28 protein-coding genes are annotated in these 25171 nt (G+C 59.7%); 11 read left to right on the top strand and 17 right to left on the bottom strand.

Features of this window, described 5'->3' with window-relative positions:
• Window positions 1–50 precede the first annotated feature (50 nt).
• From serA to ACHZCJ_RS09740, 3 genes are all read right to left on the bottom strand, one after another.
• On the bottom strand, window positions 51–1634 hold the full coding sequence (serA, locus tag ACHZCJ_RS09750; protein WP_321325975.1) for a phosphoglycerate dehydrogenase: 1584 nt from the start codon (window positions 1632–1634) through the stop codon (window positions 51–53).
• A gap of 107 nt (window positions 1635–1741) precedes the next feature.
• Complete coding sequence (locus ACHZCJ_RS09745) at window positions 1742–2914, bottom strand: phosphoserine transaminase (protein WP_159646109.1); 1173 nt, start codon at window positions 2912–2914, stop codon at window positions 1742–1744.
• Window positions 2915–3029: 115 nt separating this feature from the next.
• The gene (locus ACHZCJ_RS09740; protein ID WP_159646106.1) at window positions 3030–3341 is read right to left on the bottom strand and encodes a PepSY domain-containing protein; all 312 of its coding nucleotides are present in this window, start codon (window positions 3339–3341) and stop codon (window positions 3030–3032) included.
• A gap of 290 nt (window positions 3342–3631) precedes the next feature.
• Between ACHZCJ_RS09740 and ACHZCJ_RS09735 the strand changes: the two genes are divergently transcribed.
• Window positions 3632–4315: an extensin family protein gene (locus ACHZCJ_RS09735; RefSeq protein WP_321325974.1), complete on the top strand. Its 684-nt coding sequence runs from the start codon at window positions 3632–3634 to the stop codon at window positions 4313–4315.
• Between the two features lie 49 nt (window positions 4316–4364).
• Window positions 4365–5234: an LOG family protein gene (locus tag ACHZCJ_RS09730; protein WP_321325972.1), complete on the top strand. Its 870-nt coding sequence runs from the start codon at window positions 4365–4367 to the stop codon at window positions 5232–5234.
• Between the two features lie 27 nt (window positions 5235–5261).
• Here ACHZCJ_RS09730 and ACHZCJ_RS09725 read toward each other — a convergent pair whose 3' ends face one another.
• Window positions 5262–5888, bottom strand: a complete 627-nt coding sequence (locus tag ACHZCJ_RS09725) for a cytochrome c family protein (RefSeq protein ID WP_321325970.1) — start codon at window positions 5886–5888, stop codon at window positions 5262–5264.
• A 211-nt stretch (window positions 5889–6099) separates the two neighbouring features.
• Here ACHZCJ_RS09725 and ACHZCJ_RS09720 point away from each other — a divergent pair, with 211 nt between their 5' ends.
• Window positions 6100–6999, top strand: coding sequence for a prephenate dehydratase (locus ACHZCJ_RS09720; protein ID WP_159646095.1), 900 nt, complete (start codon window positions 6100–6102; stop codon window positions 6997–6999).
• Between the two features lie 32 nt (window positions 7000–7031).
• On the opposite strand, the gene ACHZCJ_RS09715 is transcribed toward ACHZCJ_RS09720, so the two are convergent.
• The 3 genes from ACHZCJ_RS09715 to ACHZCJ_RS09705 all read right to left on the bottom strand — a co-directional run bounded on the left by ACHZCJ_RS09715 (window position 7032) and on the right by ACHZCJ_RS09705 (window position 10231).
• Complete coding sequence (locus ACHZCJ_RS09715) at window positions 7032–8243, bottom strand: hypothetical protein (protein ID WP_321325967.1); 1212 nt, start codon at window positions 8241–8243, stop codon at window positions 7032–7034.
• A gap of 108 nt (window positions 8244–8351) precedes the next feature.
• Window positions 8352–9101, bottom strand: a complete 750-nt coding sequence (locus ACHZCJ_RS09710; RefSeq protein ID WP_321325964.1) for a LytTR family DNA-binding domain-containing protein — start codon at window positions 9099–9101, stop codon at window positions 8352–8354.
• A complete protein-coding gene (locus tag ACHZCJ_RS09705) occupies window positions 9098–10231 on the bottom strand; it encodes a sensor histidine kinase (RefSeq protein WP_159646089.1) in 1134 nt (377 codons plus the stop codon). The genes ACHZCJ_RS09710 and ACHZCJ_RS09705 overlap by 4 nt, the downstream gene beginning before the upstream one ends.
• A 235-nt stretch (window positions 10232–10466) precedes the next feature.
• Between ACHZCJ_RS09705 and ACHZCJ_RS09700 the strand changes: the two genes are divergently transcribed.
• Window positions 10467–11018 (top strand): hypothetical protein, encoded by a 552-nt coding sequence (locus ACHZCJ_RS09700; RefSeq protein ID WP_159646086.1) that lies wholly within the window; start codon window positions 10467–10469, stop codon window positions 11016–11018.
• 23 nt (window positions 11019–11041) lie between these two features.
• Here ACHZCJ_RS09700 and ACHZCJ_RS09695 read toward each other — a convergent pair whose 3' ends face one another.
• The gene (locus ACHZCJ_RS09695) at window positions 11042–11941 is read right to left on the bottom strand and encodes a metal-dependent hydrolase (RefSeq protein WP_321325960.1); all 900 of its coding nucleotides are present in this window, start codon (window positions 11939–11941) and stop codon (window positions 11042–11044) included.
• A gap of 67 nt (window positions 11942–12008) precedes the next feature.
• Between ACHZCJ_RS09695 and ACHZCJ_RS09690 the strand changes: the two genes are divergently transcribed.
• Entirely contained in the window at window positions 12009–12605 is a 597-nt protein-coding gene (locus ACHZCJ_RS09690; protein WP_159646080.1) for a TetR/AcrR family transcriptional regulator, read from the top strand.
• Window positions 12606–12620: 15 nt separating this feature from the next.
• Here the strand turns inward: ACHZCJ_RS09690 and ACHZCJ_RS09685 are convergent, their stop codons facing one another.
• Window positions 12621–13061: a VOC family protein gene (locus ACHZCJ_RS09685; protein ID WP_321325958.1), complete on the bottom strand. Its 441-nt coding sequence runs from the start codon at window positions 13059–13061 to the stop codon at window positions 12621–12623.
• The gene (locus ACHZCJ_RS09680) at window positions 13051–13740 is read right to left on the bottom strand and encodes a hypothetical protein (RefSeq protein ID WP_321325957.1); all 690 of its coding nucleotides are present in this window, start codon (window positions 13738–13740) and stop codon (window positions 13051–13053) included. The genes ACHZCJ_RS09685 and ACHZCJ_RS09680 overlap by 11 nt, the downstream gene beginning before the upstream one ends.
• Before the next feature lie 96 nt (window positions 13741–13836).
• Here ACHZCJ_RS09680 and lnt point away from each other — a divergent pair, with 96 nt between their 5' ends.
• From lnt to ACHZCJ_RS09655, 5 genes are all read left to right on the top strand, one after another.
• The gene (gene lnt / locus ACHZCJ_RS09675; protein ID WP_321327774.1) at window positions 13837–15366 is read left to right on the top strand and encodes an apolipoprotein N-acyltransferase; all 1530 of its coding nucleotides are present in this window, start codon (window positions 13837–13839) and stop codon (window positions 15364–15366) included.
• Between the two features lie 68 nt (window positions 15367–15434).
• Window positions 15435–16646, top strand: a complete 1212-nt coding sequence (gene metK / locus ACHZCJ_RS09670) for a methionine adenosyltransferase (RefSeq protein ID WP_159646071.1) — start codon at window positions 15435–15437, stop codon at window positions 16644–16646.
• A 124-nt stretch (window positions 16647–16770) separates the two neighbouring features.
• On the top strand, window positions 16771–17808 hold the full coding sequence (locus tag ACHZCJ_RS09665; protein WP_394700092.1) for a hypothetical protein: 1038 nt from the start codon (window positions 16771–16773) through the stop codon (window positions 17806–17808).
• Window positions 17805–18509 carry a tRNA (guanosine(46)-N(7))-methyltransferase TrmB gene (locus ACHZCJ_RS09660; protein ID WP_159646065.1) on the top strand — a complete coding sequence of 235 codons (705 nt, stop codon included), beginning with the start codon at window positions 17805–17807 and terminating at the stop codon, window positions 18507–18509. Before ACHZCJ_RS09665 ends, ACHZCJ_RS09660 begins: the two co-directional genes overlap by 4 nt.
• Before the next feature lie 182 nt (window positions 18510–18691).
• Window positions 18692–19642 carry a metal-dependent hydrolase gene (locus ACHZCJ_RS09655; RefSeq protein ID WP_321325952.1) on the top strand — a complete coding sequence of 317 codons (951 nt, stop codon included), beginning with the start codon at window positions 18692–18694 and terminating at the stop codon, window positions 19640–19642.
• Between the two features lie 8 nt (window positions 19643–19650).
• Here ACHZCJ_RS09655 and ACHZCJ_RS09650 read toward each other — a convergent pair whose 3' ends face one another.
• From ACHZCJ_RS09650 to rplU, 3 genes are all read right to left on the bottom strand, one after another.
• The gene (locus ACHZCJ_RS09650) at window positions 19651–20205 is read right to left on the bottom strand and encodes a GNAT family N-acetyltransferase (protein ID WP_321325950.1); all 555 of its coding nucleotides are present in this window, start codon (window positions 20203–20205) and stop codon (window positions 19651–19653) included.
• A 197-nt stretch (window positions 20206–20402) separates the two neighbouring features.
• Entirely contained in the window at window positions 20403–20672 is a 270-nt protein-coding gene (rpmA, locus tag ACHZCJ_RS09645) for a 50S ribosomal protein L27 (protein WP_159646056.1), read from the bottom strand.
• Window positions 20673–20675: 3 nt separating this feature from the next.
• Window positions 20676–21176, bottom strand: coding sequence for a 50S ribosomal protein L21 (gene rplU, locus ACHZCJ_RS09640; RefSeq protein WP_321325948.1), 501 nt, complete (start codon window positions 21174–21176; stop codon window positions 20676–20678).
• A 218-nt stretch (window positions 21177–21394) separates the two neighbouring features.
• Here rplU and ACHZCJ_RS09635 point away from each other — a divergent pair, with 218 nt between their 5' ends.
• Window positions 21395–21910 (top strand): hypothetical protein, encoded by a 516-nt coding sequence (locus tag ACHZCJ_RS09635; RefSeq protein WP_321325946.1) that lies wholly within the window; start codon window positions 21395–21397, stop codon window positions 21908–21910.
• A 28-nt stretch (window positions 21911–21938) separates the two neighbouring features.
• On the opposite strand, the gene ACHZCJ_RS09630 is transcribed toward ACHZCJ_RS09635, so the two are convergent.
• The 4 genes from ACHZCJ_RS09630 to hemB are packed head-to-tail and all read right to left on the bottom strand — an operon-like array spanning window position 21939 to window position 25171.
• A complete protein-coding gene (locus tag ACHZCJ_RS09630; protein ID WP_321325942.1) occupies window positions 21939–23000 on the bottom strand; it encodes a class I SAM-dependent methyltransferase in 1062 nt (353 codons plus the stop codon).
• A 59-nt stretch (window positions 23001–23059) separates the two neighbouring features.
• The gene (locus ACHZCJ_RS09625) at window positions 23060–23611 is read right to left on the bottom strand and encodes a gamma carbonic anhydrase family protein (RefSeq protein ID WP_159646044.1); all 552 of its coding nucleotides are present in this window, start codon (window positions 23609–23611) and stop codon (window positions 23060–23062) included.
• Window positions 23608–24177, bottom strand: a complete 570-nt coding sequence (locus ACHZCJ_RS09620; RefSeq protein ID WP_321325938.1) for a GNAT family N-acetyltransferase — start codon at window positions 24175–24177, stop codon at window positions 23608–23610. Before ACHZCJ_RS09620 ends, ACHZCJ_RS09625 begins: the two co-directional genes overlap by 4 nt.
• Window positions 24170–25171, bottom strand: coding sequence for a porphobilinogen synthase (gene hemB, locus ACHZCJ_RS09615; RefSeq protein WP_321325936.1), 1002 nt, complete (start codon window positions 25169–25171; stop codon window positions 24170–24172). Before hemB ends, ACHZCJ_RS09620 begins: the two co-directional genes overlap by 8 nt.

The following is a 25171-nucleotide window of genomic DNA, read 5'->3' as shown; positions in this document are numbered from 1 at the left end:
GCCCAAGCAAAGGCTCAGGCCATCTTTTTTCTTGGGTCTCGCCTATTGAATCAAAAGCTCAGGGCCTTGACCGTCTTGACGCCTTCCAGCTGACAGACCGACCACAGCACCGGCTCTTCGACCGGCGAATCGATCGATAGCAGCAATACCGCTTCGCCACCCGGCGCATCGCTGCGACGGCCAAGGTGGAAGGTGCCGATATTGACGCCTGCCTCGCCAAGAGTCGAACCGACGCGACCGATAAAGCCGGGCTCGTCGCGGTTGACGATATAGAGCATATCGCCTTCCATATCGGCTTCGACCTTGATCCCGAACATTTCGACCAGCCGCGGACCGGACGATCCGAACAAAGTGCCGGCAACCGATTTTTCGCCTTCGTCTGTGGTTACGGATACGCGGACCAGCGTGTGATAATCACCCTCGCGCTCATGACGGATTTCGCGGACATCGAGACCGCGTTCTTTCGCCAGATAGGGCGCGTTGACCATGTTGACGGTGTCGCTATAGGCCCGCATCAGTCCGGCCAGAACCGCTGCCGTAATCGGCTTCTGGTCCAGCTCTGCGGCTGCGCCTTCCACTTCAACGGCCACGCCCTTGATCTGGTCGGCTGCGAGTTGGCCGACGAGAGAACCAAGCTGGGTGGCAAGCGCCATATAGGGTTTCAGCTTCGGTGCCTGTTCCGCCGACAGGCTCGGCATGTTGAGCGCATTTTCGACGCCGCCATTGACCAGATAGTCAGCCATCTGCTCGGCGACCTGGATCGCGACATTCACCTGGGCTTCGCTGGTGGAAGCGCCAAGATGCGGTGTGCAGATCAGGTTCGGTGTCCCGAACAGGGCATTTTCCTTTGCCGGTTCCTGAGCATAAACGTCCAGGGCCGCGCCGGCGACATGGCCGGATTCGAGAGCTTCCTTCAAGGCTGCCTCGTCGATCAGCCCGCCACGCGCGCAGTTGATGATACGGACGCCCGGCTTGGTTTTGGCCAGCGCTTCGGCGGACAGGATATTGCGCGTCTGGTCGGTGAGCGGCGTGTGCATGGTGATAAAGTCGGCGCGGGCGAGCAGTTCGTCCAGCGTCACTTTCTCGACGCCCATTTCCACGGCCCGCTCTTCGGTCAGGAACGGATCATAGGCGGCAACCTTCATCCGCAATCCGATCGCGCGTTCGGCGACAATCGAACCGATATTCCCAGCGCCGATCAGGCCGAGCGTCTTGTTGGTCAGCTCGACGCCCATGAATTTCGACTTTTCCCATTTGCCGGCCTGGGTGGAGGCGTCGGCGGAGGGCAGCTGGCGGGCTAGCGCGAACATCAGGGCGATGGCATGTTCCGCCGTGGTGATGCTGTTGCCGAACGGTGTGTTCATGACCACGACGCCTTTGGCTGAGGCGGCCGGGATATCGACATTGTCGACACCGATACCGGCGCGGCCGACGACCTTCAGATTGGTCGCAGCGTCCAGGAGTTCGGGGGTGACCGTGGTCGAGGAGCGGATGGCAAGGCCATCATATTCGCCGATGATTTTCATCAGCTCTTCCGGCGTCTGGCCGGTGATCTCGTCAACTTCGCAACCACGCTGCCGAAAAATCTCGGCGGCTTTCGGGTCCATTTTGTCGGAAATAAGTACTTTTGGCATGATAATGTTCCTTGTCGGAATGATCGCACCGGCACGGGCCGGCTTCTAGACCAATGGCTTTACAGCAGGGCATTGGTCTGGCCCCGGCTTGCGCCGGGGCGACACAATTAGGAAAGCTCGGCTTTTACCTGAGCATAGGCCCATTCGATCCACAGCAGCAGACGGCGTATGTCTTCCTGCTCGACCGTTGAGCCGCACCAGATGCGCAGCGACGGCGGTGCATCGCGATAGCCGTTGAAGTCGTAGGCAACGTCCATTTGCTCGAGCATTGCGGCGATCTTCTTGGGCACGGAGGCCTTGGCATCGTCGTCGAGACTGTCATACCATTCGCCCTGGAACACCATGCAGACGCCGGTGTTGGTCCATTTGGCCGGATCGCTGACCATGTTGCGCATCCACGGCGTGGCTTCGATCCAGTCGTGGACGGTTTTGGCGTTGCGGTCGGCGCGGGCATGCAGTTCCGGCAAGCCGCCGATCGACTTGGCCCATTCGAGCGAAGCGATATAGTCTTCGGTTGCGAGCAGGGACGGCGTGTTGATCGTCGCGCCTTCAAAGATCGCGGTGTTGAGCTTGTCGCCCTTCTTCACCCGGAAGATTTTCGGCAGCGGCCAGGACGGGCTGTAGCTTTCGATCCGTTCTACGGCGCGGGGGCTGAGAATCAGCATGCCGTGACCGGCTTCCGACCCCATGACCTTCTGCCAGCTGTAGGTGGTGGCATCGAGCTTGGACCAGTCCATCGGCTGGGCAAAGACGGCGCTGGTCGCGTCGTTGATGGTGACGCCTTCGCGGTCGTCGGCAATCCAGTCGGTATCGGGAATTCTTGCGCCCGACGTGGTACCGTTCCAGGTGAAGACGATATCGTCACCCTTGTCGATCGTGGTCAGGTCAGGAATTTCGCCATAATCGGCTTCGAGGACCGTCAGGTTGGCAGGCTTGAGTTGCTTCACGGCGTCCTGGATCCAGACATTGCCGAAGCTTTCCCACGCGGCAACCGTCACCGGACGGGCACCCAGCATATTCCACATCGCCAGTTCGACGGCGCCTGTATCGGAGGCCGGAACAATGCCGATCAGATAATCGTCGGGAATGCCGAGCAGTTCGCGACTGAGGTCAATCGCATATTTCAATCGTCCCTTGCCGGTCGCAGAACGGTGCGAGCGACCCATGGCGATGGTGTTGATATTGTCGAGGGACCAGCCGGGGAATTTGGCTGTCGGACCCGAAGAGAAATTCGGGCAGTCTGGACGCAATTCTGGCGTCGGTATAGTCGTATCAGTCATTGTAACGCTTCTCCTTACAGAGAGCTCGCGCGGCGTTGGGACCGCGTGGCCCGGCGCCGCTTTGTCTTGTGCGGCGCAGCATGTCAAGCGCGATCTTTGTTGCGGATGATACCGTCTATTTCTTCTGGAAAAGAATCTCGCCGCGGCGTGAAACCAGCAGTTTTTCAAGGGATACGGGATGGAAATAGGCTTCTACCCGGTCGCCTTCCGGAGTGGTGCCATAGACTTCGTAGCAGCCGCCATCGACCTTGGATTTTTTGACTGTCCAGCCTTTTTTTACTAGCTCTGCTTTCAGCTCGGCCTGCGTTTTCCAGCCGGATTGCGGGCCCGCTTCGCAGGTCATCTTGCCGGTGGCCAGGGCCGGGGAGGACAGACCGGTGGTGGCGATCAAGGCAGTCGCAGCGGCGGTAATAACGGAATATTTCATGGGCATCTTCTCCAGCTCTGATAGGTTTGCCGCCATTTTGAACAGGCACCGCTGTCTTGTCCATCGACATTTCAGGCGCGCAAGTTCAAAATTGCAGCTACACCGATCAAGGTTAGCAATGCGGGGGAGCTTTTCAATCCCCGGCCCGGTTTTTTTCCTGACTTTCGCATCCGGTGTCGCTGAGCGTGGTTTCCGACTAGGTAATTCACAATCCGGCAAAACAGGGGGCAAGATTCTGTTAACCATGGATTGCAGCCCGGATTTAACCATCTTCTGACATAGAGCGCAGCATGAAAAGGTCATCTGATATCGGGCGCCGGGCGCGCAATGTCGCATTTCTGGGTCTCGCTTCGCTGATTGTCAGTGCCTGTGGCGCGATCCCGGCGGGCCCTAGCAGCCAATCGCAGCGGCCCCAGGCCTCCGCCGGTCTCGGTTCGTTCAACCCGACCCCTTCGGCGCAGCAATGTTTTAGCGAACTGGGCAGGGCCAATGTCCGTTTCTCGCCCTTGCCAAATCGCCGGTTCAGCGGCGGGTGCAGCCAGATCGACAGTATCAAGTTGCTGGATGTAGGGGCCGATGTCACCAATCTCGGGCCGGTAAAATGCGAACTCGCCGGAAAATTTGCGGCATGGACCGAATATGCCGTCAAACGGGCGGCGCGCAAATATCTCGGCAGCGATCTCCAGCGGATCGAGACAATGGGCAGCTACAGCTGTCGTAATATCGCCGGATCGGGTAAATTGTCGCAACATGCGCATGCCAATGCGATCGATGTTTCCGGTTTCGTGCTCGCCGACGGTCGGCGGATCACAGTCGAGAATAACTGGAAAAGCGGTCGCCAGGAAATGCAGTTTCTCGCCGCTATCCACTCAAGCGCCTGCAAACGTTTTGGCACTGTTCTCAGCCCCAATTACAATGCGGCCCATCGGGATCATTTTCATCTCGACATGAGCGGCAGCGGATATTGTCGATAGCGACACAAGGTCACTGGTCAGTCACTGCTCTATGCATTAGAGCAAGGCCATGACCAATAAAGATCTCCACGACCGCCGTTTTTACCGTGCAAAACAGGAAGCCGAATTCGCCGAGAAAGGGGATTTCGGAACCCCCCAGACCCGCGATCCGGCTTATCGGCTGGCGTTTCAGGACACCGATTTTCTGCTGCGGGAGGAATTGCGTCCGGTCCGCTTCCAGCTTGAACTGCTAAAGCCGGAAATGCTGCTCGACGAAGCGGGTATCGGATCGACTCTGGTGATGTACGGATCGGCGCGCATCCCGGAACCCGACAAGGCGGATGCCCTGATTGAGGCGGCGGCCGACGAGGATTCGCGCAAGATCGCCGAGCGGTTGAAGGAAAAAGCCAAATATTATGACGAAGCCCGGAATTTGGCGCGGCTGGCCAGCGCTTGCGGTATTTCGGAGAATGGCAAACGCGATTTCGTTGTCTGCTCGGGTGGCGGCCCCTCGATCATGGAGGCAGCCAATCGCGGTGCGGCCGATGTGGGCAAGGAATCGATTGGTCTCAATATCGTGCTGCCGCATGAGCAGGCACCGAATGAATATGTGACTCCGTCGCTGAGCTTCCAGTTCCACTATTTCGCGCTGCGCAAGATGCACTTCCTGCTGCGCGCCCGGGCGGTCGCGGTCTTCCCCGGCGGCTTTGGCACGCTGGACGAGTTTCTGGAGCTGGTCACCTTGATCCAGACCGGCAAGATGGAAAAGCTACCGATCCTGCTGTTCGGCAAGACATTCTGGAACCGCGTGATCAACTTCGACGCACTGGCCGACGAAGGCACGATCAGCCGTAAGGACCTCGAGCTGTTCGAGTTCGTGGAGACCGCCGACGAAGCCTGGGATATTATCCAGGAATTTTACGAGCTGGACTGCAACTAGGCAGCCCGGCGCAGCCCGGGCCGGCGCTTATTCTTCAGCCGCCGCTGCGTCGGCTTCCACGGCTTCTTCGGCCTCTGCCTCAGTGCCGGCTTCCGCCTCCGCTTCTTCAGCAGCCGGCTCTTCGGCCGCTGGAGGAGGCGGCAGAGGAATGTTCGACCCCTGGGCGTTCAGATAAACCATCAGATTGGCCCGGTCTTCGGCCTTGCCGAGACCGGCAAAGGTCATCTTCGTGCCATTGGCATATTTGCGCGGCGAAGTAAGCCAAGCGTCCATGGCGGTCCAGTCCCAGTTGCCCGGAATGCTTTTCAGCGCGTCGCTATAGGCAAAGCCGGCGACATGACCGTGGGGCTTGCCCATGGTGTCCCACAGGTTTGGACCGACGCCATTGGCACCGCCCTGGTTGATCGTGTGGCAAGCGGCACATTTGGCGAAAACCTTTTCACCGGCCGCGGCATCGGCCGTCTGCAACAGGGCTTCGATCGACGGACCGGCGTCCGCACCGCCGGAGGTTTCAACGCCCTCGATTACATAGCCCATGACTTCCGGACGCTCGTGCTTGCCCGCGTGGAAATATTTGCCGCTGAGAATTGAAAAGCCGAGGGCCGCGATGCCGCCGGCCAGGACCCAGCCTGCGATGGTGTTGTTGTTGCTCATATTGTCTCTCAAACCCCTGAGTGAGCGGCGGCCATGGGCCTGCCAAATTTGTGCTGTCTGTAAAGAGAGCAACGGACCAACGCAAGGCCTCAATTGCCGTAATTTATGCGACGGTCCCCGCGAAATGCGCAGGCGCCTGACCGGCGGGCCACTTCCCTCTTGCCCCGCTGCATCCCGTTCGACTATCGCAGCAATGTAATAGAGGGACGAGATGGACAGCTTTCCGAAAAACGCATTGGGCATGGTCAGGAAAATGACCGAAAAAGGCGCTGAAAAGCCGGAACAGGCGATTGCCTTCCAGGGTGCTCCCGGAGCCAATTCCCATCTCGCCGCGCTTGACTATGCGCCGGACGGCTTGCCGGTTCCCTGCTTTGCTTTCGAGGATGCGATTGACGCCGTGAAACATGGCACGGCCGGCAGCGCGATCATTCCGATCGAAAATTCGCTCAACGGGCGGGTTGCCGATATCCATTTTCTGCTCCCCGAATCGGGTCTTCATATCGTCGACGAATATTTCATGCAGATCAGCCACTGCCTGATGGCGCGCTCGGCCAGCGCCGAGATCCGCACCGCAATGAGCCATCCGCAAGCGCTCGGCCAGTGCCGCCACTATCTGCGCAAGCGTGGCATCATCCCCGTGGCCTATGCCGATACGGCGGCGGCGGCGGCCTTTGTCGCCCAGCAGGACGACCCCCATGCCGCGGCTATCGCACCCCGGCTTGCCGCCCAGATCTACGGTCTTCAGCCGATCGCCGATGCAATCGAGGATGCGCCGGACAATATCACCCGCTTCGTGGTGCTCGCGCCGGAAGCGGCCGTCCCCGAACCCGACGGCCCGTTGATGACGACCTTCATCTTCGAGGTCAAAAATATACCGGCCGCGCTGTACAAGGCGCTCGGCAGCTTTGCGACCAATGGTGTCAACATGACCAAGCTGGAAAGCTACCAGCAGGGCAGCAGCTTTGCCGCCACCGAATTTTTCGCCGATATCGAGGGTGCTCCCGGCGATCCGGCGATCGACCGGGCGCTTGCCGAACTGGGCTATCACTGCAACAGCGTGCGGATCCTGGGCACCTATCGGCAGGCCCGGCCGCGGACGGTCATCGCCTAGCAGGCCGATACCACCCGATGGTCCGGCGCTGCTCAAGCATTTGACGATTCGACATCATTGCCGAACAGCATGATCATGATGCCGAATATCGCCAGCAGGATGAAGCCCGCAGCCTTGAGCCGTTCTCCATCGATCAGAAACGCCCGGCGCGCCGCGATCAATGATTGCAACGTATAATAGAGCGCAAAGGCGCGGCTCGCATAAGCGATAATCTGGAAAACATTGGCACTCCAGGTCAGCAGCAGTCCGATACCGACCAGGATCGCATAGCCGGTGCGTGCCTTGATATGGCCCTGTGTCAGTTCCTCGACCAGTCCGCCCGAGCCGCTGGTATCGGCGATCGCGGCGCTGAACTGGGCGGCCAGCGCAGCTGCTACCAGCAGCAGCGGCAGAACCGGCGTGATGATGCCCATCATGTCGATGATCGCGGTTTCGGTGAGCGCAAATTGCTCGCGCTCGAAACTATAGGCAAACAGGCCGATATAGACCAAATAGATCACGCTACTGACAATCTGCGCCAGCCGCATCGATTTGATCCGCGTCGCCGAATCATAATTGCGGCCGAGATAGCGGGAGGTTTCAAAGCCCTGCACCGTGATGATCAGGCCGAAGGCGAGCGTGATCGCCGGCCAGCCGGAAAGCAGCGGCGGATGAACGAACAATGTCGCCGCGCTCGCCTTCTGGTAGAAATAGGAAGTCAGACCGACCAGCAGACCGACGATGATCGCCAGCTTCAGCGTCACCGCGCTGTATTCCATCTTCTCCAGCGCCTTGAAACCGCGGGTCCAGCCGACGATCAGGATCAACAGATAGACGGCCGAGGTTAGCAGCTTGGCATTGGCATCATTGTCAAATGCGGTCAGGCTGACCCCAAATGCACCGAACAGGTTGAGATAATAGGCAACCGAAATGATGAAGGCGAACACCAAAGCCCAGGAAGCGGCCAGTTCCAGGTGGTCCGTCCACCGGTCCTGCTGCGGATGCTTGCCATTGCGTTGCAATATATTGAACCGGATGGCGCCGCCAAACAGATAGGCACCGAGACAAAGGCCGGCCATGATCAGTGGCGCGATATAGCCATAGTCGGTCACCAGTATCGGTGCGAGCACCAGAAATCCGCTGCCGATAATCGAGGCCAATGGTGTCACCGTCGCGCGCCAGAGGGCTGATTTCGCCAGGCGCGGGGAGAATAGCAACAGTCCGGTTGCGATTGCGGCAAGAATGATGGCGATATTCAGCAGCACGATGATGTCCGAAGGTCCCGGATGGTGACGCCGCTAAATAGGACTTCCCCCGATATCTTGTCGATGGGTATTCTTACGGAAAGACCGACTCGCTATCAGGAACGGCGGCTATTTGCCCGCCAGCTTTTTCGCTGCCGCCAGATGGGTACGGCCGATGCGGATTTCGGTGCCGCATTTGAGGCAGGCCATCCACACGCCGCCGCCGTCATGGCGCAGGCCGGCAATCCAGTCGCGCCGGACCAGATGCGAGCGGTGCAGGCGGATGAATTCTTCCGGATTGAGCCGCTCTTCCAGACCGGTGATGGTCTGGTGCAGCAGATAGCTGACGCTGCCGACATGCAGGCGCATATAGTCGCGCTCGGCCTCGACCCGGTCGATCTCGGAGGCGACGATGCGGCGCAGTTCGGACTTGTAGGGGACCCAGAATTCTTCGGCCCAGGGGGAGTCGTCTGCTTCATCCTTTCGCGGTTCGGCGGTGCGTTCCCTGACCCGGGATATGGCCAGCTGCAGGCGGGCATTTTCGACCGGCTTCAGGACATAGTCGATTGCGGCGACATCAAAGGCCTCGACCGCGAAGCGGTCAAAGGCGGTGACAAATATGATCGCGGGTGCATCGGCCTGGCCGGATAGGGCGCGCGCGACATCCAGCCCGTCCTTGCCGGGCATCGCGATATCGAGCAGCAGCAAATCCGGCTTCAGCTGTTCGGTAAGGCGCAGCGCCGCTTCGCCGTCGCTGGCGGTACCGATCAGATTGATATCCGGCTGCCGCGCACAGAGCAGTTGCAGCCGTTCGATCGCCAGCGGCTCATCGTCGACGATCAGCGTGGTCAGCGGTCTGGTTTCGGTTTCTTCGGTCATGGGTTGTCCAGCATCAACGGGAGGGTCAGCTGCGCAATATAGCCGCCTTCTGCCGGACGTACAGTCTGCAGACCGGCCTGCCGGCCAAAGCGCGTTTCGAGCCGGTCGCGGACATTGGCCAGGCCAATGCCGTTGCTGGCGCCATCATCCTGCAGATCGACCGGTCGCGGATCGCCGTCATCGGCCACCGTCAGGATCAGATTGTCGCCGTCGGAGCGGGCGCTGATCGCTATGGTCACCGGGCGCTTGCTGTGGGCGACACTATGCTTGATCGCATTCTCCACCAGCGGTTGCAGGATCAGGCCAGGGACCAGAACGCCGAGCAGGTCGTCGGGAATATTCACCTTCGTCCGCAGCCGTTCGGGGAAGCGCACCGCCTCGATATCGAGATAGAGATTTTGCAGATGCACCTCTTCCGACAAGGGCACATCCTCCAGAGGATCGCCGGACAGGCTGGTACGATAGAATTTCGACAGGTTGAGGATCATCTCCTCGGCCTCTTCCGGCTGGCTGCGCATCACCAGGGTGCTCAGGCTGTTGAGCGTGTTGAACAGGAAATGCGGATTGACCTGATAGCGCAGCGACCGCAATTCGGCATCCTGCGCCGCCTGGGCGAAGCGGGCGGCCTTGCGCTCGACCTGCCGGACCCTGCCAGCGTAGCTCAGAGTCAGATAGAGGGAGGTCCAGCTGACGATGAAGAAAAAGCGCGACGTGGCATCTTCGAAGATCGCCTTGAACGCCAGATTCTCCTGCGACATATATTTGCGCATTTCCTCGACATGCGCTTCGTCCCAGAGATTTTCCGGATAATAGACGTTGAAGACATAATGGTTGAACGAGGCGATGATGATCGCGCAGGGAATGGCGGCGGCAAAGGCCGTTATGATCCGGGTCGAAAGGGCCCGGTCCTCGAATTGTCGCAGAAACAGATAGAGCAGATAGGTTGTGCCGATACCGAAAATCGTGACGACTGTCCGCCGCATGACCATCTCGCCTTGCGCCGGCCAGTCACCGATGGACGCCCGCAATGTCAGGACGATCATGTAGAAAAACCAGAATCCGACGATCGACAGGATGGCTACCTGATGCCCGACCGACGGCTTGTGGTTTCCCAGTTCAAATTTTCTCATATGCGTTCAATTCGTGGTTTCGGGTCAGCTTAGGCCAATTTGGTATCAATTGTCTCTAGCCGAATCGCGACCGGTCGAACCATGCTTGCGGTTGGTCGAAACTTTATAAGCCTTACGCGCAATTTTCCCACTCCGTAGAGGCCGCGCAGGATTAAACCGCTCCGGTTTAACCAATTGCTAACCATGTTTTGCTCAACTGTTCTGGTGGGAAAAGCCCACGAGGAGTGGTGAAGAGATGACCAAGGAAACACGATCCGTCCCCGGTGCGATGACGCTGGCCGAGATAAAGGAATTTGCGAGTTTCAGCTCCGCGACCCAGCGCTATATCCGCCGGTCGCTGGACGTCGGGCTCGAGCGTTCCGATGCCGTCGAGACATGGTCGCGGGACAAGGTGGAAGAAGCGGGCATCCAGGTGCAGATTTCGCTGTACCGGCGCATTCGCGATATCCGCAAAGCCATTCCCGAAGACTGCGCGGTCGACAGCATCGAGGCGTTCATGCCGGCGTTGATTTCGCTGGCCGCCTATGATCTGGGTCAGGGCCGTATCCACAGCTTCCCGGCCTTTCGTTTTCTCTACGAGCGGCTGCTCGGACCGGATTCACGTCCATGGTTGCCCGGCGCCTTTTGCGCAGCGGCGGCATTACCCCATCTGCACCCGAAAACCCGCAAGAGCCTGCTGCAGTCAATCAGCGAAGCCGCGGCGACCGCGCCGGGATGGTCGAACCGCGAGCCCAGTTTCTTTCCGGAATGGGTCGAAAAAGTCGACATCAACAGAGCTGCGCACTAATCGCCGGGCGCTAGGACTTGATTCTAGGCTGTCGCCGGCCGTCCGGTAATCGCCGACTCATATTCGCTCTCGGCGCGCCGGATCAGGTGCCGGTCATCTTCGTTCCACGGATGAAATCCGGGCAGAAAGAATTTGATCCACGGGATGATGATCGCCCGCGCAATGCCCGGCTCGATCAGCAGGAATTTCAGCAGCTTCAGCTTCATCCGCCATCCGGTCATGCCGTCCTGCGCCAGCAGATCGAGTGTATCGTTCCAGCGATTGCCCCAGAAATTGCGGGTGATCACCAGCATCATCAGTGCCTTCACTTTCCAGCGTTGCCAGCGGCTCCAGTTCCGGGTCGCGTAGAGCCAGGTGTCATAGGCAACGCCCTTATGCTCGATCTCTTCGAGGGCGTGCCAGCGCCACAGGTCGGCGGTTTCCTCGTCCGAATCCTTCCAGTGGCGGGGATTGGCGAGAAATTGCTGGGCCATGATCGCGGTAAAATGTTCGAGGATCATCGTCGCCGCGAGATTGGTAATTTTCGGGCGGCCTTTTGTCATGGCCAGCGATTCGGTGATCCGCTGTTCGATTCGGCTGGTGTCATAGCCATTTTCCTCGACCCGGCGGTTCAGCGCCAGATGTTCGCGGCTGTGGATCACTTCCTGCTGGACAAAGGCGCGGATTTCTTTCTGCAACTGCTGTGGCGTGTGCTCGCGAAACTCTTTCACGCTCTCGATGAAAAAGGCTTCGCCGCGCGGGAAGGTGAGCGACAGGCAATTGTAAAAGGCAGTCGCGATAGGATCGCCATTCTGCCAGTATTTTTCAGGGTCATAGCCTTGTTCCCGGCCGAAACGGCGGTCACGCGGTGTGATTTCGTGTCCCTCGGGCGTGGGCGTGTCTATGGTTGCCGGTTCAGCACTGACAATCTGGGGCATATTCATGGGCTGTTTCCATTTTGCGAAATGCGGCCTATAGCTAACATCAGTGATAATAGGGTTACTTACATAAATGTCAATAGCAAAGAGACGCCTCTCTCCTGAAGAAAGCCGCGGCATGGCGCTGGCAGCCGCCCGCGATCTGCTGATCGAAACCGGGCCGCAGTCGGTAACACTGAAGGCCGTTGCCAGCCGGATCGGGCGCACCCATGCCAATCTCCTGCATCATTTCGGCTCCGCCTCGGGTCTGCAAAAAGCTTTGGCGGTCTATCTGTCCGACGAGGTCTGCGGCATGATTGCGCAGGCTATTATCAAGTCACGCTCCGGCGAAGGCTCCGCGCGCGATATTGTCGATCTGACCTTCGATGCGTTTGACAAACAGGGGGCTGCGGCGCTCTGGTCCTGGATGATGCTGACCGGTAACGAGGATGCGCTGGATCCGATCGTCGAGGCGATTCACAAACTGGTCGACGATGTCGGGGATGACGGGCACAAGGATCGCGAGTTGCACGAAGATACGCTGGTGCTGGTGCTGATGGCCCTCGGCGATGCGTTGATCGGAGAGCGTCTCTCCGGATCATTGGGGCTGGCGCGCAACAGCGCGCGGGACATGGCCGAACGGCAACTGGAAAATGGTCTGGTCAGCATCGGCAACGAGCAACAGGCCTAGGCGCGAATTTGCCGGTCACTCCTTGGCAAACAGCCGGTCATCGCTGGCAAAGGCCTTGAACTCGAGCGCGTTGCCGCTCGGATCCTGAAAAAACATCGTCGCCTGCTCGCCCACCTGTCCTTCAAAGCGGATTGTTGGCGGAATCACAAAGCGGATCCCCGCTGCGGATAGCCGATCGGCAAGTGCCTGCCATTCGGCCATGGTCAGTACGACGCCGAAATGGGGCACCGGGACCTGCTCGCCATCGACCGGATTGACCATCGGCAGGGCGGTGTAGGTCTGGTCAAGATGAGCGACGAGCTGGTGCCCGTAAAGATTGAAATCGATCCAGTGTGAGTCGCTGCGGCCTTCTTCACAACCGATCAGATCGCCATAGAAAGTGCGGGCCGCGTCGAGATCATGGACCGGAAAAGCCAGATGGAACGGCCGCAGGGGCGGTCGGGATTCAATGTTCATATTTTCTCTGCTTGTCTTCCGGCGCGGCGAGGGTGAAGCAATGTTCAAAATCCAGATTGGAACCCTGACCGCTTGATTCCCGCTCCCTGGCGTCGGCCAGCATCGCCTCTCGGCTCCGGGTCAGCATTATGTCGCTTTCCTGACCGCTCAGTCCTTCGGCCCGCATCTTGTCGCGCGCGCGGCTGTCGAGCACCGTTGCCAATGTCTTCAGATCCTGCGCTGTCTTGGACAGTCCCTCGCGATTGTAAACTTCTTCATAGGCAAGTTGCAGCATGCCGGCGCATTGCGTCAGGTCCGGTTTCGGTTTGGGTGGCACCGCGGCATCGAGCAAAGCAAGGCAGCCGGCCATTTCGTCACCAACCGTCTCATCCGGATCGGCGGCCTGTTGCGCGAGAGCCTGCCGCTCGGCCACGGCTGCTATCATGGCATCGCGGACCTGTTCCTTGCTGCGGCCGCTATCCTCCATGATCCGCTGGCCGACCAGCCCGGCATAGGTCGCGCCGCGTTCGGCGAGCAAGGGATAGTCGAGCGCGGTGGTTACGCCCCGTTCCTGTTCGGAAGCGACAATCGCCAGCACGGCGACGCAGGTGAGGGCCTGTTGCTGGTCCGTGCTGAGCGGCTCGAGCTGGCTATTTGCCGGTTGCGTCAGCGCGAGCGTCAGAAGAGCGAGAATTTTCATGGCCGGACGTTAGCAAGCAAATGGCTGTTCCGGCAATTAGCAATTGAATGGTGATCGCGAACACGGCAAAAGCCGCTGGTGTCAAAACTCCGTGAAATGATCGCCCGCCATCCCTATGCAATCTCGCTGTTTGCGGGCGGGTTGAGCGCAACCGGCTTCGCGCCGCTGAACCTCTGGCCGCTGACCATATTGATGCTGGCCCGGTGGATGGTGTTGGTGATGCGGGCAGGGAGCCGCAAGGCCGCCTTTTTTACCGGCTGGCTGTTCGGTGTCGGCCATTTCATCATCGGCCTGAACTGGATCGCCAAGGCTTTCACCTTCCAGGCGGCGATGCCCGAGTGGCTCGGTTATATCGCTGTCGTGCTGCTTTCGCTCTATCTGGCGGTCTATCCAGCGCTGGCCGCGCTGGCCGGTTGGTGGATCGGCAGGGGCCGGCCGCTGGTCCTGGTCATCGCACTGGCCGGAGCCTGGATCGTCACCGAATGGCTAAGGAGCTGGGTGTTCAGCGGCTTCATCTGGAACCCGCTCGGGTCGGTTGCGCTACCGCTCGGCCAGATGGCCGGGTCCGGCACGATCATCGGCACCTATGGGTTGTCGGCGATCCTGATCGCTGGCGCGGGCGGCCTGTGGCTGCTTTGCCGGAAAGAATGGCGGGTGGCGCTGCCGTTGCTTCTGGTCTTTGCCGGACTTGCGTTATTGCCGCAACCACGAGCGACGCCGGTGTCTCCAGACCAGCCGCTGATCACCGTGGTCCAGCCCAATATCGGTCAGCAGGACAAATGGAAGGCCGGCTATGAGGATCAGAATCTGGCGAAGCTGGCGGAACTGACGCTACGGGCAGACGATGATCCGCGGATCATCTTCTGGCCGGAAGCGGCCATTCCGGACTATCTGGAGACCGGCTATCCGGCTCGCTATTATTACGGTCGCCCGCCGGAATTTGTCCGTCAGCAGCTCGGCATGCTGATGAAACCCGGCGACATGCTCGTGCTCGGCGCGCTCAAACTGGAATTTGACGAAGCCGAGGGGCGCGCAGTCGGTGCGCGCAACAGCGTCTTTGCGATGGACTCCGATCATCAACTGATCGGCCGCTATGACAAGTCGCATCTGGTGCCATATGGCGAGTATCTGCCGATGCGGCCCCTGCTTTCCGCGATCGGCCTGTCGCGTCTGGCGCCGGGCGACTTCGATTTCTGGCCGGGGCCCGGGGCCCGGTCGCTCGATCTGGGCGCGCTTGGCAAAGCTGGGCTGCAGGTCTGCTACGAAATCATCTTCTCGGGACAGGTTGTCGATCGTGACAATCGGCCGGACTTCATCTTCAACCCGTCCAATGACGCGTGGTTCGGAAGCTGGGGGCCGCCGCAGCACCTGGCTCAGGCGCGTCTGCGGGCGATCGAGGAGGGGCTGCCGGTAATCCGCTCGACCCCGACCGGCATTTCCGCCGTCATTGACGCCAATGGCGCAATCCGGTCCAGCGTGCCGATGGGGCAGGCGGGCCGCATCGACAGTCATATGCCGGAGGCCAAGGCTCCAACTCCCTTCGCGCTATATGGTAATCTCCTGCCGCTGGGGCTGGCGCTGCTTTTGCTCCTATCGGCCATTGCCATCCGCGTGCGCGCCCGTTAAAGTAGATATAAACTTTTCCTTATGTCCCTGTGGTTGACGTTGCTTCGGCCCAAAATCAGGATTTTGCCATGCGTTCAGAGTTTATTTTTACGTCCGAATCGGTTTCCGAAGGTCATCCCGACAAGGTGTCGGACCAGATTTCCGATGCCATCGTCGACCTGTTCCTTTCCAAGGATCCGGAAGCGCGGGTTGCGTGCGAAACCCTGACCACGACCGACCGGGTGATTCTCGCCGGCGAGGTGCGCGGCAAGGGCATGATCGATACCGATGGCAACTGGGCGCCGGGCGCGCAGGAAGAAATCCAGACTGCGGTGCGCGAAACCGTCAAGAAAATCGGTTACGAGCAGGAGGGTTTCCACTGGCAGAATCTGACCTTCGAAAATTACCTCCACCCGCAATCGGCGCATATTGCCCAAGGCGTCGACGAAAGCGGCAACAAGGACGAGGGTGCCGGCGACCAGGGCATCATGTTCGGCTATGCCAGCGACGAGACGCCGGACCTGATGCCGGCAACGCTGCAATATTCGCACGAGATACTGAAGCAGATGGCCGCTGACCGCCATAGCGGCAAGGCGCCGTTTCTGGAGCCGGACAGCAAGAGCCAGGTCACCCTGCGCTATGTCAATGAAGTGCCGGTGGAAGCCGTTGCCCTGGTGGTCTCGACGCAGCACGCGCCAGGCTATTTCAAGGGCAGCGACAATCCGGCACTCTATGAAGAATTATATGATTATGTGATGGGTGTATTCCGCAAGATACTGCCCGACGGTTTTATCACCGACAATACGGTGATCCACGTCAATCCGACCGGTCGTTTTGAAATCGGCGGCCCTGATGGTGACGCCGGCCTCACCGGTCGCAAGATCATCGTCGACACCTATGGTGGTGCGAGCCCGCACGGCGGCGGCGCGTTTTCCGGCAAGGACCCGACCAAGGTCGACCGTTCGGCAGCCTATATCACCCGCTATCTCGCCAAGAATATCGTCGCCGCCGGTCTCGCCAAGCGGTGCGCGATCCAGCTGTCCTACGCGATCGGTGTGGCCGAACCGCTGTCGATCAATGTTGACCTGCACGGCACCGGCAAGGTGAGCGAGGAGAAGCTGGAGGAAATATTGCCGCAGCTGGTCCGCCTGACGCCGAAAGGCATCCGCACCCATCTCGGCCTGAACAAGCCGATCTATTCGCCAACCGCGGCTTATGGCCATTTCGGCCGGAAAGCGGCCGGCGATTTCTTCACCTGGGAGAAGACCGATCTGGTGGACGCGCTGAAAGCGGCCATCTAGGTCCACAACCCGGCTATTCGCGCGCCCGAATATCGTCTATTCTCTATCGATATCCGGAGGGAGAGAAGTCATCATGCGCGGACCGCTAAAATCATATGGCAGGACCCTATGGGGCGTCATCTGCATGTCGGCCCTAGTTTTCGCGGCTCCCGTACAAGCGCAGCCCGAACAGAGGACAATCGAGGCGACGGCAGGCCAAGACTGGGATCACCAGAATAGCGGCATGACCATGCCGGCCCGGCTTGGCGGTTTCGACAGGCAATATATCCGCGACCTGACGGACGATGGGCTGGATGTGTACGGGCAATATTACGGGAAGGACGGGCAGACCCGGCTGACGCTGTTCTTCTATCGCGCCGCGGTCAACAGTGTGCCCCTGTGGTTCGATGCGGCGAATCAGGCCTTGCGCGGCAATGTCAAATTGCTGCCGGGCACCAGCGAATATCTCTCGTCGGCTTTCACCCCGCCGGGCCAGTCCGAAGCGAGCGGATTGATGGCGGTGTACAGCACGTCCGGAAACGAATTCAAAAGCACCGGGGTTGCCATGTTGCCGCTCAATGGCTGGCTGGTGAAAATCCGTTTCACCTCTGCCGAACTGTCGGCGGAGGAACTGGCGGCCTCGCTGATGCCGATATTGCATGATATAGGCTGGCCGGAAGAGATTGTCTCCGGGCCCGCCGCCACCGTAATTCTGCCATGCGAAAATGCATTGAAGCTGAGTGACAGGATCAAGCGGATCAAGCCGACAATGACCGATGCCCTGTCGGCTGGTATCCTGAACATCCCGGTCGATGATACAGCCGATGGCGAGGAACCCGCTATCTATTGCCGGGATCCGCAGGATTTCGGTCCTTTTTCCATCTATCGTGCCGGTGGATCGGAAGACGGATATCTGATGCCTCTGGGGGACGCCGGACGCGCCGCTTCGGTTCACGCAAACCGGCTTGGCGGTCTGACCGGTGGCAGCCGGGAACCGAGATTTACCCCGGTCATGATGCGGCTGGACCAGAATATCATATTTCCCGATCTGGACAAATTGCCGACCCCGGGCGTTCTGCTGTCGGCCACCGGTGACGGCGCCGCGATTTCGGCCGTCACGACATGGCCTCCATCGTCCGGATCGACGATAACCGTCAACGTACCAGCCGATGAGGATCAATGACAAAATCTAAAGACGGCGACCCGACAACCATCCGCCAGCTCTACGGCCGTCGGCAAGGGCATGCCCTGCGCGACCAGCAGGTAGAGCTGGTCGAGAAGCTGCTGCCGCAAATTGCTGTGCCGACCGAAGGACCGGTCAGCTCGGCGTCGCTGTTCGGCACCGACCGGCCGCTGCATTTCGAAATCGGTTTCGGGGCGGGCGAGCATCTGGCTTCGCGCGCCGACATGCTTCCGGATCACGGATTCATCGGCTGTGAACCCTATCTCAATGGCGTTGTGGGCGCGTTGCAGCATGTCCGCGACAGCCATCTTGCCAATGTCCGGCTGCATATGGGCAATGCGCTCGATGTGCTCGAACGGATTCCAGACGGCGCGCTGAGCTTTGTCTATCTGCTCCATCCCGACCCCTGGCCCAAGGCGCGCCATGCCAAGCGACGCTTCATGAACCACGGGCCGGTCGACATGATCGCGGCGAAGCTGAAGCCCGGCGGCGAATTCCGCTTCGGCACCGACCATCCGGTCTATCTGGAATGGGCCTGCATGATCATGAACCAGCGGGACGAATTCGACTGGCTGTGCAAAAGCCCGAAAGACTGGAAGATCCGTCCTGGCGGCTGGCCGGAGACGCGCTACGAAGCCAAGGCGCGCCGGCAGGGTCATGATGTCTGGTATTTCCGGTACCAGCGGAAACAAACCAAATAAAATCAAAGCCGTTTAGAATGTGAATTGGCTGATTTCAGCCAATTACGGCTACCGTAACAGACTTTTAACCATGTCTGTTAGGGATGTTGCTATGCCGAAGCTTAACCTTCCTTGTCTAATTGCTGCTTAACCAAAATCGGTTAGCGCCGAGAAGAATCGAACTGGGAGGTTCACGAAAAGATATGGACATTGCTCCGACCATCGCTGATTCAGCATCCGAATTTTCTGCGCAAAACAAGAGCGCGACACCCCATGATCTTCATATTCAACCGCGCAATCTGAATTTTGCCCGCGCCGAGATCGACCGGCGCCGCTGGGTCGGTGGCGACCCCTTTGCTTCCGCCTTTTTCAACGCGCTTTCCGTGACCTTTCCGGAAGGCGAACTGTTCTTTATCGATTCGCTCAAGAAATTCATCAAGCAGGTCCCGCCGAAGCTGCGCGGTGAAATCCGCGCCTTTATCCAGCAGGAAGCGATCCATAGCCGGGAGCATCATAGCTTCAACGAGCATCTGAAAGACTGTGATTTCGATATTACACTGCTGGAGCAGGCGATTTGCCACGTGGTGACAGAAATCCGCAAAAAGCCGGAATATGACCAGCTGGTGGCGACCATGTGCATCGAGCATATTACCGCGATACTGGCGGCCGAAGTGATCGGCAACCCGGCCCATCTGGAAGATGCCGACGAAGATCAGCGCAATCTCTGGCTGTGGCATGCTTCGGAAGAGATCGAGCACAAGGGTGTTGCCTATGATACCTGGCTGCACATGACGAAGGACTGGAGCCCTCTGAAATGCTGGTTTGTCCGCTGCAGCTTCATGGCCCGAATATCCTTTGGATTCGCCAAGAACCGCAGCAAGGGTATTCTGGAGCTGTTGCGTCAGGACGGCATTTCCGGGCCGCGCGCCTGGTTCGGGCTCGCCCATTATCTGCTGCTTGGCAAGGCGCCGTTCCGCCGGACATTGCGGCCGCTGCTGGCATTTTTTAAGCCGGGCTTCCACCCCTGGGACATCGACCACCGTCCGCTGATCAAACTCGCCGAGAGCGAGTATGAAGCGGCCATCATGGATGACGCGAAGGTGACACCGATCAAGGACCTGACGGCCGTCGACCAATTGAAAAAAGTCGCCTGAGGCTGCCGCTAGGCGGCGATGTCTCGCATCATCTCGTCGGCCGCTTCATCTTCCGACAGGGACAGGCTGAACCGGACCGTATCGGCCTTCAGCCCTCTGCCTTTTGAATAGCGCGGCGTGCATCGGCCGGTCGGTCTGAAACCGAGTTTTCTCAGCACCTGTCCCGAAGCCGGATTGTCGGAAAAATGTTCGGCACTGATCTCCCGATGACCGAGGGCCCCGGCGATATCCAGCACCGCACGGCCGGCCTCGGTGGCATAGCCGCAGCCCCAGTGATCGCGGGCAATCCAGTAACCAAGTTCGGGATGCCCCTCGTCCTGATCGTCCAGTCCGATACCGCCGAGCAGCACCGGAGTCCGGCCATTGCGGCTGAAGATCAGGAAATTGGGATGGATCGCGGAGCGGGACATAGCCAGAAAATGTGCGGCATCTTCGCGCCGATAGGGCCAGGGCGCACTCGCCAGATTGCGGATGACCGTTTCGTCATTGATCGCGGCAAACAGGCTGTCCCTGTCCTCGGGCCAGCCGGGCCTTAAAAGCAATCTTGGTGTAACGGCAAACATCGGGACTCTCCATCATCAAATTCGCGACGCCCCCGGCTTGAATGATGAGACCGCTAGAACGGTGTCATGACAAGATCGTGACGTTATGACAGGGAGACATAAAAAAAGGGAGAGGATGACCCTCTCCCTGAAATTACCGGTCCCGTAGAACCTGTCGGGTCATCCCTCTGGTGGACAACCCTTTATTGATTGTCCGATTATTCTGCGGCTTCCGCCATGGCGTCGACAGACACATATTTGCGGCCGAGCTTGCCCTTGTGGAATTCCACCTTGCCATCAATGAGCGCGAACAAGGTGTGGTCCTTGCCCATGCCGACATTGCGACCCGGATGGGTCTTCGTGCCACGCTGGCGGATGATGATGTTACCGGCGACAACGGCTTCGCTACCGAATTTCTTGACGCCCAGGCGACGACCTTCTGAATCGCGCCCATTGCGGGATGAACCACCTGCTTTTTTATGTGCCATGGTTTAGTCCTCTTTCTTCGCAGCCGGCTTTTTGGCGGCTGGCTTCTTCGCTGGAGCCTTCTTGGCCGCAGCTGGTTTGGTTTCAGTCTTCGCAGCAGCCTTTTTCGCCGGTGCTTTCTTGGCGGGGGCAGCCTTGGCTTCCGCAGCGGGCTTGTCTTCGGCGGGAGTCGCTTCCTTCTTGGTAGCGGCTTTCTTCGGGGCCTTTTCGGAGCCGATAGCGCTGATCTTCAGAACCGTGTGCTGCTGGCGATGGCCGTTTTTGCGGCGATAATTATGCCGGCGGCGCTTCTTGAAGATGATGACCTTCTCGCCTTTTTCCTGGGCGAGGATCTCGGCCGCAACGGTCAGACCCTTGACGTCCTTGATGTCATCACCGTCTCCGGCAAGCAGAACGTCGTCGAGAGTTACCGAATCACCAGCTTCACCAGCTAGTTTTTCGACTGCGATAATATCTCCTGCGGCAACCCGATATTGTTTGCCGCCGGTGCGCACAATTGCGAACATGGCTATTTTCCGTTTCAAATTTATGGTTCCAGCGCACAAGGCCGTTAACGCGAGTCTCTCGGCTCACGCTGGAAAGAGTGGGCAGCTAACCGATGGGGCTGGCACTGTCAACCGGCTTAAGGCGATTTTTGGCTATTCGATGTGACCCGGCAACGCTCCGCTTCATGTCTGGAGATTCGCCGTTGCAGAGCGGATAAGCCTCTCGTAAAGACAGGGCAATGAAAAAACTCCCTGCTTTGGTGACGATTATCACGGTTACGCTGTCCGGATGCGCGATGCAGGATGGCGACTTTCCATCGCTTCTGAAGCGGCCTTATGAAAGCGCGCCGATGGCCGGAGAGACGGCTGCTCCGGTGACTGCAATTTCCTCGCTGCCGGCAGATCTGCAAGCCAGGCTCGGCGCAGCGGTAGCCAGCAGCGGCGACGCAGACGCAAAATACCGGGAGCGCCTGCCGGCGGTTAAAAATCGGGTGGATGCGGCCCGCGGCGCGGCGGAATCGAGCGAAGCCTGGGTTGTTGCCCAGATGGAACTGGCAGCGCTGGAGATCGTGCGCAGTCCGTCGGTCGAGGCACTGGCCGATATTGACGCGCTTTACCGGGATCAGCTCGAGCGCGAGACCGCGGCGGACGAATCGGGCGGCACCGCGATCATTGCCGCGCAGCGCGACCTGGTGCAAGCTCAGGTTGAGCGACAGCAGGCCGACATCGAGGCGATGAAGAACCGGCTGCGCTGATTCGCGCCCGCCGGTCCTCCCTTCCGGTTCAGCCGGTTACTTCAAGCACCATGTTGGTCGGCGTTTCCGTCGCGCGCCTGACGTTCGAGAAACCGGCCTGATTGAGCACTTCGGTCAGCCGCTTTTGTCCCGCTTGTGCGCCGAGCCCCAGGCCAATATCCTGCGCCAGCGAGGCGGGTGTGCAGATGGTGGTCGAAAAGGCGTAGAAGATCTGGCCGAGGGGATGGAGATTGTCTGCCATATTGTCCCCGGCGAGCGGTTCGACCAGCATGAAGCTGCCGTCCGGGCGCAGGGCCTTGCGGATATGCGCGGCGGCGCCAACCGGGTCCCCCATGTCGTGCAGCGCATCGAAAATGCAGACGAAGTCGAAATCCTCGCCACGGAAATCCTGGGCTGAAGCGACCTGGAATTCGACATTGGTCACGCCCGCCGCTGCGGCTTTGGCGCGCGCCTCGATAATCGACGGTTCGTGAAAGTCGATTCCGTGAATTATCGATTCGGGATAGGCTTTTGCCATCAATACGGTGGAGGAGCCGTGGCCGCAGGCGATGTCGGCGACCTTGGCCCCGGCCTTGAGTTTCGCGTCGACGCCATCCAGCGCGGGAATCCATTGATCGATCAGACAGGCTTCGTAGCCGGGCCGGAAGAAGCGGTCGGTGCCGCAGAAGCAGCAGGTCGAATGGTCGCCCCAGGGCCTGCCCTTGCCGGACCGGAAGGTTTCCACCGCTTCGGCCTGGGTTTCGAACTGGGAGATGACGCTCTGGAAAAAGCCCTGCATGCAGGCCGGCTGGCCTTCGCGGGAAAGGACCAGCGCCTGTTCGGGGCTCAGGGAAAAAAGATCGCCGTCGGGATGGTGCGTGACATAGCCGGCGGCGGCGTTGGAGCCGAGCCACTGCAGCAGATATTTCGGGTTCAGTCCGGTTTTCTCGGCGAGCGCGTCGACCGACAGCGCTCCCGCCCCGTCCATGGCGGCATAGACGCCTGCCTGATCACCGAGATAGGACATGAAAACGGCCATCGCGCCGGCCACATCCCCGATGACCTTGCCTGCCAGCTGCTCTACCTTGCTTGCGTCAATTACTTCCGTCATCTCGCCGTCTCCCGAAGAACAGCGACCCGGTCAGGACATTAGCATAAAAAATCAATAAGCTACAGCGCGTCGATCGCGGCCTTGTGCGCCTTGGCATTCTCGACATAATGGGCGACGCCCATCCGCATGCCAGCGATTGCCGGTTCGGTCAGGTCGCGCATATATTTTGCCGGCGATCCGGCCCAGAGCTGTCCCGAGGGGATTCGCTTGTTCGGGGTCAGCGTCGCACCGGCGGCGAGCATGGCATCGCCCTCGATCACACAGCCGTCCATCACCGTCGTGCTCAGGCCGACAAAGGCCCGGTCTTCCAGCGTCGCGCCGTGCAGCATCACCATATGGCCGACCAGTACATCATCACCGATGATCGTCGGATGGCCGTTGGGCGTCGCCGGCGTGGCGCTGTCGCAATGGATGGTGGTGCCGTCCTGGATATTGCTGCGCGCGCCGATCCGGATGAAATTCACGTCGGCGCGAATCACGCAATTGTACCAGACGCTCGATTCGGGTCCGATTTCGACATCGCCGATGATCTTGCAGCCCGGCGCGATAAAGGCGCTGGGATGGATTTTCGGGGTCTTGCCGTTGAACGGCAGGATCAGGGCTTGGGTCATGTTTTGCAGCTCCAGTCTTCAGCTTCGATTTTATAGACAATGGTCGGGTTCAGCTCTGCGCCATAATCGGGATCGTGAAAATCCAGTTCCGGACGGTGGGTCATGCCGAGGCGTTTCATCAGGCCCCAGCTCGGCTCGTTGCCGGCAACCGTCAGGGCGACCACATAGGGTGCGTTCCAGCGGGTGAAGGCAGCGTCCAGACAGGCCGTTGCGGCTTCCCGCGCATAGCCTTTGCCCCAGGCATCCTCGCGCAGCCGCCAGCCGATTTCGTGGGCACCGGTCAGCTTGGGTTGCGGCGCGTTGACCCTCTTGAGGCCGCAGAAACCGAGAATTTCTCGGTCGGACTTGCGCTCGACGATCCAGAATGTGTGGCCGAAGTCGCGGTCATAGCCTTCCAGCCGCTGCATCGCGGCGTCGAATTTCTCGCGGCTCTGCACCCCGCCCAGCCAGCGCATGACATTGCGGGTGTTGAGATGCTCCATGAACGGCTCGATATCGCTCGCGCGCCATTTGCGCAGGATCAGCCGGTCGGTTTCCAGTACGATATCGTCGGCTTTCTCAGCCATTGAGCAAGCGCGCCGCATCGGCAGCAAAATAGGTGAGGATGCCGCTGCACCCCGCCCGCTTGAAGGCCAGCAGCTTTTCCATCATCAGCGCGTCATGGTCGCCGACGCCGGCTTCGGCGCCAACCTTGATCAGCGCATATTCGCCGGATACCTGATAAGCGAAGACCGGCACGTTGAACTCCGACTTGGCGCGATAGATGATGTCGAGATAGGCAAGGCCCGGCTTGACCATGATGCTGTCGGCGCCCTCGGCGATATCAAAGGCGATTTCGCGAATTGCCTCGTCGCTGTTGGCCGGATCCATCTGGTAGGTTTTCTTGTCGCCCTTCAGCAGGCCCCCCGAACCCACGGCATCGCGGAACGGGCCGTAAAAGGCGCTCGCATATTTGGCGGAATAGGCCATGATCTGGACATTGTGATGGTGCGCCAGTTCGAGCACATCGCGGATCGCGCCGACCCGTCCGTCCATCATGTCGGAGGGTGCAATAATATCGGCCCCCGCATTGGCCTGGTTCAGCGCCTGCTTGGTCAGGACATCAAGCGTGCGGTCATTCTCGACATAGCCCTTGTCGTCGAGCAGCCCGTCCTGGCCGTGGCTGGTATAGGGATCCAGTGCCACATCGGTGAGAATACCGATATCGTCGCCCAGCGCGTCCTTCACCGCCCTGGTGGCGCGGCACATCAGATTGTCGGGATTGAGCGCTTCCTTGCCGTCGTCGCTGCGCTTGTCCGCCGGCGTGTTGGGAAACAGGGCAAGACAGGGAATGCCAAGCTCGCGGGCTTCCCTTGCCCGTTCGACAATGCCGTCCATCGACCAGCGCGAGACGCCGGGTAGAGCGGCGACCGGTTCCTCGATGCCGGAGCCTTCGGTGATGAACAGCGGCCAGATGAAATCGGATGGCGAGAGCTGTGTCTCGCGGACCATGTCCCGGCTCCAGCCATGGGTCCGGGTGCGGCGCAATCGGCTGCGCGGGAAGGTGGCATCTTGTGACAT

It is taken from the genome of uncultured Parasphingorhabdus sp. (assembly GCF_963677535.2).
Lineage (GTDB): Bacteria > Pseudomonadota > Alphaproteobacteria > Sphingomonadales > Sphingomonadaceae > Parasphingorhabdus.
Note: the sequence above shows the minus strand (reverse complement) of the source record. Positions and strands in the feature narration are given on the sequence as shown.